Below are 11,386 nucleotides of genomic sequence, written 5' to 3'. Positions count from 1 at the left end.
CCCCGCCAGGAGCGCCGGGGCCGCGCCGAGCCCACCGAAGCCCTTCCCGCCGAGCCCCGGTCGGAGCGCCGCATGGCCCCTCCGAAGGCGGAGGGCCGCGTGCGCCACGACATGGCGGAGCCCGCGCCGTCGGACCGGCACCTTCCGGTGCACCAGCGCTTCGACACGGTAGAGACGCCGCGCATGGAGGCGGTGGACGTCGTGGCCCGCCGCAAGCGCCTGCGCCTCATCGCGGGCGGCATCGCCGGGGTGGGCCTGTTCATGTTCGCGGTCGCCGCGTGGCGGCTGGGCCTGGATCCGGTGCAGGAGCCGGAGCTGCCCCGCTACGACCCGAACGCGCCCGGGGCCAACGGCACCCCGGCACCGCCCGCGAACCCGTCCGCGCTCAAGCCCATCACGCCCCCACCGCCCGCGCCGCCGCCCACCCCGGGCGCGCGCGACGTGGAGGACGAGGACGCGGAGGAGGACACCGCCGAGCCGGGCGTTCCTCCCAAGACCCAGCGCGCGTTCCTCACGCTGCGCACCAACCTCCCGGCGCACGTCTACATCGACGGGGCGCGGGTGCGCCGGCAGACGCCGCTCGTGAACTTCCCGGTCCGCGTGGGCACGCGCGACATCCGCGTGGTCGCCGTCTCCACCGGTGAGCAGAAGGACTTCCAGCTCCGCTTCTCGCGGGGCCAGCACCAGAAGCTGGACGAACAGTTCCAGCCTCCCCCCACCAGGCGGTGAGTTCCGTGGAGCGCACGCGCATCTTCGTCGTCGAGGACCAGCCCCAGCTCCTGCGCAACCTGGTCAAGGTGCTGGGCACCTTTCCGGAGCTGGACGTGGTGGGCACCTCCCAGGACGGTGAGCAGGCGGTGGACGACATCGTCCGGGAACGCCCGCAGCTCGTCCTGCTGGACCTGGAGCTGCCGGGGCTCAACGGCATCCAGGTGACCCAGAAGGTCAAGCGCCGCGCCCCCGAGGTGGAGATCCTCATCCTCACGTCCTTCGAGGACGAGCAGAAGGTCTACGAGGCCATCCAGGCGGGCGCGTCCGGCTACCTGGTGAAGCGGGTGGGGCCGGAGAAGATCCGCTCCGGCATCCAGGAGGTCATGGACGGCGGCACCGTGCTGGAGCCCATCATCGCCCGGCGCTTCTGGAACTACTTCCAGTCCGTCCAGGCGAAGCCCGCCCAGAAGCCCGCCGAGCTGCCCTGGGGGCTGACGGCCCTGGAGCTGGACGTCCTGCGCTTCGTGGCCAAGGGCCTGTCCAACGCGGAGGTGGGGCGGGTGATGACGCTGGAGCGGCGCACGGTGCGCACGCACCTGTCGCATATCTACCGGAAGATGGGCGTCAACTCGCACGTGGACGCGGTGGTGAAGGCCCTGCGTGAAGGTGTCGTGGATCTCTAGCCGCGCCGTGGTTACGGTGGGGGACCTATGTCCAAGGCATCCCCGCGGTCCACCGCCGTGCGCGCGGTGGACCCCACCCTCGCCGCACTCTTCGACGTTCACGAGGCAACGCTGCCCAATGGCCTGAAGGTCCGCCTGCTGGCGAACCACCAGGCCCCGGTGGTCAGCCTCTACACCTTCTTCCAGGTGGGCAGCCGCAATGAGCGGCCCGGCATCACCGGCATCAGCCACCTGTTCGAACACATGATGTTCAACGGGGCGAAGAAGTACGGCCCCAAGATGTTCGACAAGACGCTGGAGTCCAACGGCGGCCGCTCCAACGCGTACACGTCCAACGACATGACGGTGTACTACGACGACTTCTCCGCCGACGCGCTGGAGACGGTGCTCGACCTGGAGTCGGACCGGATGCGCTCCTTGCGCATCTCCCAGGAGACGTTGACGAGCGAGCGCCAGGTCGTGATGGAGGAGCGCCGCGTCCGCGTGGACAACGAGATCCCCGGGATGATGGACGAGGAGCTGGGCACGCTCGTCTACAAGGCGCACGCGTACCGCTGGCCCGTCATCGGGTGGATGGCGGACATCGAGAACATCACCCGCGAGGACTGCCAGGAGTACTTCCGCACGTACTACGCGCCCAACAACGCGGTGCTCTACATCGTCGGGGACATCGACCCGAAGAAGACGCTCGCGCTGGTGAAGCGCTACTACGGCAACATCCCGCGCGGCCCCACGCCCGCGCCGGTGCTCAACGCGGAGCCGGAGCAGAAGGGTGAGCGCCGCGCCGTGGTCCGCCACCCCGCGCAGTCTCCGTCCGTGATGATTGGCTTCCGCGGTCCCGCCGCCAGCGACGAGGACACGCTGGTGCTGGACGTCGTCCAGTACGTCCTCACCAAGGGCGAGGGCAGCCGGCTGGTGAAGTCCCTCGTGTATGACCAGAAGGCCGCCGTGTCGGTGATGCTGGACTGGAGCTGGCGCATCGACCCGGGGACCATCCTGTTCTACCTGGAGCTCAAGCCGGACTCGGATGCGGCGAAGGTGGAGGGCCAGCTGTACGCGGAGTTGGAGCGGCTTGCGCGCGAGGGCGTCACCGACAAGGAACTGCAGAAGGCGAAGAACAACCTGCGCGCGGACCACCTGCGGGAGCTGTCCACCAACAGCGGCCGGGGTCACGCCCTGGGCCACTACGAGGCCCTGCTGGGGGATTGGCGCGAGGGCCTGTCCCTGCCGACCTTCTACGCGAACGTCACGGCGGAGCAGGTGAAGGCCGTGGCCGCGAAGTACTTCGCCCCCGAGCGCCGCTCGGTGGTCACCCTCCATCCCGAAGCCGGCGCCAACGAAGCCGGTGATGAAGCGGCGGACGCGTAAACATGGCCTCCCGAAAACTCGCCTCCGTGAAGAACACCGTCCGCAAGGCCGCCAAGGCCGCGCGCAAGCAGGCCTCCGCCGCTCGCAAGAAGGTCGCGCAGGTCAAGAAGGTCGTCCCGGCCCGCGCCAGGAAGCTGAAGGCCGTGCCCGCGCCGAAGTCCGCCGCCACCGGCGAACTGAAGCTGCCCGTGCTGCATGAGAGCGTCACGTCCTCCGGCGTCCAGGTCATCGCCGCGGAGCGCGGGCCGCTGCCGCTCGTCTCCGTGCGGCTGGTGATGCGCGCGGGTGGCGCGTGGGATCCGCCGGGCAAGGACGGCCTGGCGGACTTCACCGCGCGCCTGCTGCGCCGGGGCACGAAGCGCATGGACGCCGACGGCATCAGCGAGGCCATCGAGTTCGTGGGCGCCAGCCTCTACGCGGGCGTCAACGAGGACGTGCTGTCCGTCTACCTCACCACGCCCGCGGAGCACTTCTCCGCGATGCTCGACGTGCTGGGGCAGGTGGTGCGCGAGCCCACGTTCCCGGAGAAGGAAGTGGCGGACGCCCGCGAGCGCGCGCTGGCGCAGTTCGCCAACGACCTGGATGATCCGTCCTCCATCGCGGACCGCGCCTTCACGCGCGCCGTGTGGGGAGACCATCCGTACGGGCGCGACCTGGGCGGCATCAAGCGCACCGTGTCCACCTTCACCCGCGAGGACGTGGTCCGCTTCCACGCGGAGCGCATGGGGCCGCGCGTGTCGCTGCTCACCGTCGTGGGCGCCATCGCGCCGGAGACGGTGGCCGCGGAGGCGGAGCGCGCCTTTGGCGGCTGGGTGGGCGGGCCGGAGGCGGCCCCGGAGCTGTCCCGCGAGCAGAAGCCGCTGGAGAAGGCCGGGACGGTGCTGCTGGTGGACAAGCCGGACCAGACGCAGTCCCAGGTGCGCCTGGGCGGCCCGGGCTTCTGGCTGGGCCACGAGGACTACTTCCCGGCCACGGCGATGAACATCGCGCTGGGCGGCGGCTTCACGTCGCGGCTGATGAACGAGATCCGCGTCAACCGCGGCCTCACCTACGGCGTCAGCTCCTACTTCGACACCATGAGCGCGGGCGGCATCTTCGGCCTGTCCACGTTCACGAAGACGGCGTCCACGCGGGAGATCATCGACGTGGCGCTGAAGGAGATCCACGGCGTGCGCGACGCGGGCCTCAAGCCCCGCGAATTGAAGGACGCGCAGAGCTACCTGGCCGGCCTGTATCCGCTGCGCACGGAGACCAACGAGTCCGTGGCCTCCGTCATCGCGGACATGCGCCTGCACGGCCTGGGCGACGACTGGGTGGAGAAGTTCCGCGACCGGCTGCGCGCGGTGACGCCCAGGGACGTGGCCGCCGCCGCGAAGAAGTATGCGTTCGCGGACCGGCCCGTCATCGTGGTGCTGGGCAAGGCGTCGGAGGTGAAGCCGCTCCTGGAAGGGCTGGGCCCCATCACCGTCGTGCCGGCGTCGGACTACGAATGAGCGGAGAGGTTCCCCGCGTCCTCTTCGAGGGCGCGGGCGTGATGGTGGTGGACAAGCCGGCCGGGGTGCTCGTCATCCCCGGCCGCGAGGGCGGTCCGTCCCTGCGCGACACGCTGGAGGCCGCGTTGGGCCGCAAGGTGTACGTGGTGCACCGGCTGGACCGCGACACCTCCGGCGCGCTGGTGTTCGCGCTGGACGCGGACGTGCACCGCGCGCTGTCCCAGGCCTTCGAGGCGGGCAAGGTGCGCAAGCGCTACCGCGCCCTGGTGGAGGGCCGGCTGGAGGCGCCCCGGATGGTGGACGCGCCGCTGGTGGCCGGCCGCAAGGGGCGAATGCGCGTGGCCAGGCCCGACGAGCCGGACGCGAAGCCGTCCCGCACCCGGGTGCGTCCGGTGGAGACCTTCGCGCGTTCATCGCTGGTGGAGGCGGAGCCGCTCACGGGCCGCACGCATCAGATTCGCGTGCACCTGCTGTCGCTGGGGCACCCGCTGCTCGTGGACCACCAGTACGGCCGCGAGGCCCCGCTCACGGAAGGCGACCTGGGAGGGCAGGGGACCCAGGAGGTGCTGGCCCGCACGCCGCTGCACGCCGCCCGCGTGGAGTGGCCCGCGCTGCCTGGAGTGCCAGCCCGGGGCGTGGACGCGCCGCTGCCGCCGGACATGCTGCGCACGTTGGAGCTGCTGCGCGCGGCGGGGTGAAGGCCCCGCGCTACTTGTACGGCTCCAGCCGGAACGTGTTGGACTCGCCGGCCGCGCCGAAGCTGTCCTTCGCGTTGAGGTGCACGTTGCCCGCGGGCGCGTCCATGACGATGCTCGCGGAGCACACGCCGTTGTCGCAGGGGCCGATCTTGGTGGGCGTCACGGTGCCGCGCGACGCGTAGAGCTCCACGGAGCCCTTGAAGTGCCCCGCCCGGGGACCCTGCGCCCGCACCGTGATGGCGAAGGAGGTCCGGCTCATGCGCGTGCCCTCGATGGCGTCGAAGGCGAAGGCCGTGATGTCGCCCTCGCGCATCGGATCATCCGGCCCGGGGCCCGCGTCCACGGTTTCGCCGCCGTCCGAGGTGTCGACCCCGCCGTCGAAGTCGCCGTAGATGGGCCCCGCGTCAGTCAGGATGAGCACGCCCGCGTCCTCGGAGATGGGCGGATCCACCACGCCCTGGCCCGGAGGACGCAGGGTGAGGCCCTCTTCGGCCACCGCCTCGCGCCCGTCATCCAGCCGCAGCCGCACCGCGTGCGCGCCCGCGCCCAGTCCCCGGGGCACCGTCACGATGGCCAGTCCCGCCGGGTCGAAGTGCGTCACCGCCGCTTCCTTCTCATCCACCCAGATGCGGCCGGAACCCATGCGCGCATCCACCTTCTCCGCGCCGTAGTCCACGGCCACGCTGTAGCGCGCGTCGAACCGCACGGTGAGGGCTTCGTCCTTCGCGTTCACCGGCAGCGTCGCGGGCTCGATTCCGACGATGGTGGGCGGAGGCAGGGACTCGGGGCCGCCCGTGCAGGCCCAGGCCAGCACCGCCATCCCCACCACGCCCAGGCCCGCGCGCATCACGGAACGAACCTCAGTCCCGCGGACACGGACACGCCGCCCAGTTCGGCGCGCAGCGACGGCGTCTCCACGGGCGCCAGCGCCGCGCGCACCTCCGCGAGGACACTCCAGCGACCCCATGCATAAGCACCCTGCGCGGCCAGGAATCCCATGGGGCGCACTTTGCGCTCATCCACGGCGTCAGGAAAGACAGCCCCGGTCTCAGTGGCCTCCGTTGACAGGTGATGGCTCAAAGCGAGCACGCCCCCGCCTGCACGGCCGTCCAGCTGAAAGGAACCCTGCTGGAAAAGGGTGACTCGCGCGGACAGAAGCAGGGGAATCCCCCACACGCGTGAGTGCACCGTCGTGGCGCCCTGCTGCCCATCCAGGCTCGCGTGACGCAGGCCCACCTCCGCCTCCGCCGCCACGCGGTAGTGCCACACCGGCAGCGGCCTGGTCACGCCCAGCCCCAGCAGCGGTCCACCATTGGCGCCGCTCGCGAACGCCGCGCCGCCCAGGAGGAACAGCGACGTTTGCCACTGCGCCGGGCGCACGACCCCATGCGCCGGGAAGAGGCGGGCGGCGGGCGGGATGATCACCGCCTCCGCGGGCCGTGCGGCCGCGGGCTTCACCGTGCCCTGGAGCCGCACCGCGTTTCCGGTGGGCTCATCCCTCCAGCGGACGGTGACGGACACCTCCGTGGCGTCCGCGCGCGGCTGCACCGGGTAGCGCGCGCGCTCCGGATCCACCGGCGCCACCGTGGCGCCCTCCGCCTCCACGTCCAGCGCCGTGGCGGGGATCCGCTCCTCCATCCCCGCGATGATCAGCCAGCCACCGCCGTCTCCGGGCAGCGGATCCGGCGTGAGGGCGGCGGCGAGCGGATGACTGACAGGCACCTCCAGCGGCGCGCTGCGATCCGTGGTGAGCGTTCCCCGGGTCGCGAGCACGCGCGCCTCCGTCGCATCTGGAGGCACCTCCACGGGCACCTGCGCCCGGCCGCGTCCGTCCGCCTTCACCGGGCCGAATCTCGCTTCGCCCACCGCGACCACCACCTCCGCGCCCGGCGCGGTGGACACGTCCAGCGTGGTGCGCCCCAGCATGGGCAGCCGCAGGGTGGTGACCTCCGGCGCGCGGCCGTCCTCCACCCAGAACGCGAGCACCGCCCACAGCGGGTAGCGCACGGGCGGAGGCGTCCAGTGGAAGACGCGCTCGGCGCCACCCTCCACCCGCGCTTCCGCCCAGGTGCCGGAAGAGGCCGCCGCGCGCACGGGGCCGGCGCCCTTGGGCACCCGCACCCGCACCTCCACGGCCGTGTCCTGCCCGAGCACCACGCGCCCGGGCGTCGCTTCCACCTCCGGCGGTTCCGCCCGCGCCACGGCGGCACCCAGCATCAGGAGGCAGACAGCGAGGTGGAGCGGCGGACGCATACGGGAAACCCAGCGTCACAGTTGACCGCCGCTCCGGCCTCCGGGTCAATCCCCGGAAGGCAGGGAAGTCTCAGCGGAGGCTTCCTCTTCAGGGGGCAGGTCGGCCATGGGCTTGTCCGCGGGCCCCGACTGCTTGTTCGTGGGCGGGCTGAAGGCGGGCCTGTCCACCGGAACCCCTCCGCGGCCGTGCACCAGCGTCTTGGTGTCCGAGCGGAAGGTGAGGTCCACCTTGTCGCCGCGCACCGCCGTCACCAGGCCCACCCCGAACGTCGGGTGGTGGATGACCTGATCCACCTTGTAGGTGTCCTTGGGGCTGTACTTGGGGGCGCTCGCGATGTCCTTGCCCGCCAGCTGATCGTCGAAGGAGATGACCACCTTCTCCGCGCGGGTCGTGCCGGAAGCGGCGCGGGGCGCGCGGGTCGCGGCCGTCTTGGTGGGGCGGTCCGTGAGGCCCGCGGTGCCCCGGAACGCGTGGTCACCACCGCACGTGTTGCAGCGGACACGCACAATCTTCGGACCCACCATCGCGAGGATGGTGTGCGCCAGATTCATCTTGCAGCGGGTGCACTGGGCATCCACCTCGCCGCCGACCTTCAGGGTAGCCATGCTGTCGTGTCGCTCTGGCCCGGCAACTCCCCCACGGGGGCGCGCCGGGCGTTGAAGTAAAGGGCCGCGGAACATAACGGCCGACCCCAGGCGGAGGAAGCCCCATCGCATCGCACCCGCATGTCGCGTGGGAGCCCCCCGGGCAACCAGCCATGGAGGTGGGGGTGGGATGGGCCAGCGCTCAGTTCCCTTGTGCCGCCGTCCGGAGCACGTAGAGTCGCCCGCCTGAACGCATGACCACCGAGACCCCCACCAAACCCAACCGGTTCACCGGCGCCTTCACTCAGTCGGTGGAGGGCATCGGCAAGGGCATCATCGATGTCGTCAGCAGCATTGGCGGCGTGGTCGCCCTGGGCCTGGACGTCTTCCGCTGGAGCGTGCGCCGCCCGTTCCGCCTGCACAACCTCTTCACCCAGCTGGACTTCGTGGGCGTGGGCTCCATCTTCATCGTGGGGCTCACCGGCACCTTCACCGGCATGGTGTTCGCCCTCCAGACGTCCACGGCCTTCGCCCTGTTCGACGCGGAGAGCCTCGTGGGCCCCACCGTGGCCCTGACGCTCACGCGAGAGCTGGCCTCCGTGTTCGCCGCGCTGATGGTCACCATGCGCGCCGGCTCCGCCATGTGCACGGAGCTGGGCACCATGCGCGTCACCGAGCAGGTGGACGCGCTGGAGACCATGGCCGTCAACCCGGTGCAGTACCTGCTGGTGCCCCGGGTGCTCGCCGGCCTGTTCATGGTCCCCGCGCTCACCATGCTCTTCAACACCACGGGCATGACGGGCGCCTACATCGTCGCCGTGTTCGGCCTGGGCATCTCCCCCGGCACGTTCCTGTCACGCACCCAGCAGTGGATGGCCCCGGCGGACATCTACGAGGGGCTGATCAAGGGCGCCATCTTCGGTCTCTCCGTGGCCCTCGTCTGTTGTTACAAGGGCTTCAACGCGTCCGGCGGCGCCAAGGGCGTGGGCCAGGCCACCACGGAGGCGATGGTGGCGAGCGCGCTGTCCATCTTCATCCTCGACTTCATCGTCGGCATGTTGATGCACTGATGGGCCCGCCGAATCCGCCACCGTCCGAGTCCACCGGGGCTGCTCGGGCGATGATCGACATCGTGGACCTGCACAAGACGTTCGCGGGGAACAAGGTCCTCACCGGCATCAACCTGACCGTGCCCGCGGGCAGCACCTGCGTCATCCTGGGCGGTTCCGGCTCCGGCAAGACGGTGCTGATGAAGCACATGATCGGCCTGCTCAAGCCGGACAGCGGCCAGGTCATCATCGACGGGCAGGACATCGTCCCCATGAGCGTGGAGGGGCTGCAGCAGGTCCGCCGCAGCTTCGGCATGGTGTTCCAGGCCGCCGCGCTCTTCGACTCCATGACGGTGTTCGAGAACGTCGCCTTCCCGCTGCGCCAGCACACGGCGCTGTCCGAGGATGAGATCCACGTGCAGGTGCGCAAGCGCCTGGACCTCATGGGCCTCAAGCGCGAGGTGGAGGGCCGCTTCCCCGCGGACCTGTCCGGCGGCATGCGCAAGCGCGTGGGCCTGGCGCGCGCGGTGGTGCTGGACCCCAAGGTCGTCCTCTACGACGAGCCCACCACCGGACTGGATCCCATCACCACGGACTCCGTGGACGACATGATCCTCACCGCGCAGAAGGAGCTGGGCGTCACCAGCGTGGTCATCAGCCACGACATCGCGTCCGCCTTCAACGTGGCCAACCAGATCGCCTTCCTGTCCAAGGGCGTCATCGTGGAGCACGGCCCGCCGGAGCAGCTGCGGGAGTCCACGCACCCCGCCGTCCAGGTCTTCCTCCAGACGTGGTTCGGCAAGAACTAGGACGCCGGGCGGGGTAGGCGGTCCCCCAAGGATTCCAGCCCAACATGAAAAGCTGGCACCCGGCATGCAAATCGTTAGAGTCGCGCGCGGCCGGTGGTAGCGGTGGTAGCGCTCGGAGTCACATCAGGTGAAGAAGCTCGTCACGCCCTTCCGTGTTGGCCTGCTGGTCCTCGCCGCCGGGGGCTTCCTCATCGCGTTCGTGCTGTTCGCCAAGAAGGGCGGACTGAGCGACCGTGACTCCACCCAGGTGTGGGCCTACTTCCGGGACGCGTCCGGGCTCGCGGTGCGCGGCCGGGTGCAGATCGCCGGCATCCCCGTGGGGGAGATCAGCGACATCAGCCTGGAGGGCACCCGCGCGAAGATCTGGCTGAAGATCCGCAAGGGCGTGGACATCCGCCAGGACGCCGCGATCACCAAGCGCTCGGAGTCGCTGCTGGGTGACTACCTCCTGGACCTGAACCCCGGCACCGAGCAGGCCCCGGAGATCGAGAACGGCGGGCAGATCCGCCGCGTCATCGACACCCAGGGCATGGAGGCCGTCTTCGAGTCCCTGTCGCAGATCACCTCCGACATCCAGCAGGTGACGGGCGCGCTGCGCGAGGTGCTGGGCGGTGAGAAGGGCGCGGGCAGCCTGGAGCGCATCGTGGAGAACCTGGTCCGCCTGTCGGACTCGGTGGATGCGACGGTGCGCCGCAACACGGACCGCCTGGACACCATCATGGCGAACGTGGAGGGCGTGTCCTCCGACGTGCGCGCCATCACCCAGGGCAACGGCGCGGAAGTCACCCGCATCGTCACCAACGTGGAGCGCATCACCCAGGACGTCCGCGAGGTGCTGGGCACCGTCAAGAACATCGTGGGCAGCGGGGAAGGGGAGCTCAAGGACAGCGTCTCCAGCCTCAAGCAGACGCTGGGCCGGCTGGACAACACCCTGGCCAACCTGGAGGACATCACCCGCAAGGTGAAGGACGGCGAGGGCGCCGCGGGCGCGCTGCTCACCGACGAGCAGCTGGGGCAGCGCGTCAGCGAGGCCGTCACCGACGTCAGCGAGTTCGCCACCCGCCTCTCCACCCTCCAGACGGAGGTGGGCCTGTTCAGCACCTACCTGGTGTCCCAGGGCGCGTCGAAGAACGGCCTGACGCTGAAGCTCATCCCCAAGCCGGACAAGTACTACCTGCTGGAGATCATCGACGACCCGCGCGGCTCCGTCAGCACGCAGGTGGTGCAGACGAACCCGCCGTCGGAAGGGGACCCGGTCATCCAGACGCAGAAGGTGACCAAGGAGTCCTTCAAGGTCAGCCTCCAGTTCGCCAAGCGCTACTACTTCACCACGCTGCGTGTGGGCCTCATCGAATCCACGGGCGGCGTGGGCGCGGACCTGCACCTCTTCGACGACGCGCTCACCCTGAAGATGGACGCGTTCAACTTCACCGCGGACGAGCTGCGCTACCCACGCCTGCGCGCCATGCTGAAGGCCCAGGCGTTCGACCACCTGTACGTCATGGCGGGCATGGACGACATCCTCAACGCCAGGCAGCGGGACGCGGCCACCCGGCGCCTCATCGCCGGGCGTGACTTCTTCTTCGGCGCGGGCTTCTTCTTCACCGACGACGACCTGAAGGCCCTCATCACCACCATTGGCGTCCCGGCGTTCTAGACCGTTGTCCCCTTGACGTTGCCGGGAAGGTGTCGTACCCGGCACGGGCACGGGGTTTCCCCTGGGAACGCGCCGTGCCC

Annotated in this window: 10 protein-coding genes and 1 pseudogene; 8 read left to right on the top strand and 3 right to left on the bottom strand. The window is 70.3% G+C overall.

All coding sequences use genetic code 11. From position 1 onward, the window contains the following. The 5 genes and pseudogenes from D7W81_RS20560 to D7W81_RS20540 form a co-directional block, all read left to right on the top strand. Window positions 1–729 (top strand): annotated as a pseudogene (locus D7W81_RS20560) (serine/threonine protein kinase); the annotation flags it as partial. A gap of 5 nt (window positions 730–734) precedes the next feature. Continuing rightward, complete coding sequence (locus D7W81_RS20555) at window positions 735–1,394, top strand: response regulator (protein WP_120557084.1); 660 nt, start codon at window positions 735–737, stop codon at window positions 1,392–1,394. A gap of 27 nt (window positions 1,395–1,421) precedes the next feature. Beyond that, complete coding sequence (locus D7W81_RS20550) at window positions 1,422–2,762, top strand: M16 family metallopeptidase (RefSeq protein ID WP_120557079.1); 1,341 nt, start codon at window positions 1,422–1,424, stop codon at window positions 2,760–2,762. Window positions 2,763–2,764: 2 nt separating this feature from the next. Continuing rightward, window positions 2,765–4,255 carry a M16 family metallopeptidase gene (locus tag D7W81_RS20545; RefSeq protein WP_120557078.1) on the top strand — a complete coding sequence of 497 codons (1,491 nt, stop codon included), beginning with the start codon at window positions 2,765–2,767 and terminating at the stop codon, window positions 4,253–4,255. Beyond that, a complete protein-coding gene (locus D7W81_RS20540) occupies window positions 4,252–4,953 on the top strand; it encodes an RluA family pseudouridine synthase (RefSeq protein ID WP_120557077.1) in 702 nt (233 codons plus the stop codon). Before D7W81_RS20545 ends, D7W81_RS20540 begins: the two co-directional genes overlap by 4 nt. A 10-nt stretch (window positions 4,954–4,963) precedes the next feature. Here D7W81_RS20540 and D7W81_RS20535 read toward each other — a convergent pair whose 3' ends face one another. The 3 genes from D7W81_RS20535 to D7W81_RS20525 are packed head-to-tail and all read right to left on the bottom strand — an operon-like array spanning window position 4,964 to window position 7,812. Further along, window positions 4,964–5,803, bottom strand: a complete 840-nt coding sequence (locus D7W81_RS20535; RefSeq protein ID WP_147445562.1) for a hypothetical protein — start codon at window positions 5,801–5,803, stop codon at window positions 4,964–4,966. Further along, window positions 5,800–7,206, bottom strand: a complete 1,407-nt coding sequence (locus D7W81_RS20530) for a hypothetical protein (protein WP_120557075.1) — start codon at window positions 7,204–7,206, stop codon at window positions 5,800–5,802. The genes D7W81_RS20535 and D7W81_RS20530 overlap by 4 nt, the downstream gene beginning before the upstream one ends. A 45-nt stretch (window positions 7,207–7,251) precedes the next feature. Beyond that, window positions 7,252–7,812 carry a hypothetical protein gene (locus D7W81_RS20525; protein ID WP_120557074.1) on the bottom strand — a complete coding sequence of 187 codons (561 nt, stop codon included), beginning with the start codon at window positions 7,810–7,812 and terminating at the stop codon, window positions 7,252–7,254. Between the two features lie 233 nt (window positions 7,813–8,045). Between D7W81_RS20525 and D7W81_RS20520 the strand changes: the two genes are divergently transcribed. The 3 genes from D7W81_RS20520 to D7W81_RS20510 all read left to right on the top strand — a co-directional run bounded on the left by D7W81_RS20520 (window position 8,046) and on the right by D7W81_RS20510 (window position 11,306). Next, on the top strand, window positions 8,046–8,861 hold the full coding sequence (locus D7W81_RS20520; protein ID WP_120557073.1) for an MlaE family ABC transporter permease: 816 nt from the start codon (window positions 8,046–8,048) through the stop codon (window positions 8,859–8,861). Window positions 8,862–8,911: 50 nt separating this feature from the next. After that, window positions 8,912–9,649, top strand: coding sequence for an ABC transporter ATP-binding protein (locus D7W81_RS20515; RefSeq protein ID WP_120557072.1), 738 nt, complete (start codon window positions 8,912–8,914; stop codon window positions 9,647–9,649). A gap of 127 nt (window positions 9,650–9,776) precedes the next feature. Next, window positions 9,777–11,306, top strand: coding sequence for an MlaD family protein (locus D7W81_RS20510; protein ID WP_120557071.1), 1,530 nt, complete (start codon window positions 9,777–9,779; stop codon window positions 11,304–11,306). Window positions 11,307–11,386: the final 80 nt, after the last annotated feature.

The organism is Corallococcus aberystwythensis, from assembly GCF_003612165.1.
Lineage (GTDB): Bacteria > Myxococcota > Myxococcia > Myxococcales > Myxococcaceae > Corallococcus > Corallococcus aberystwythensis.
This window is presented reverse-complemented; position numbering and strand designations above follow the sequence as displayed.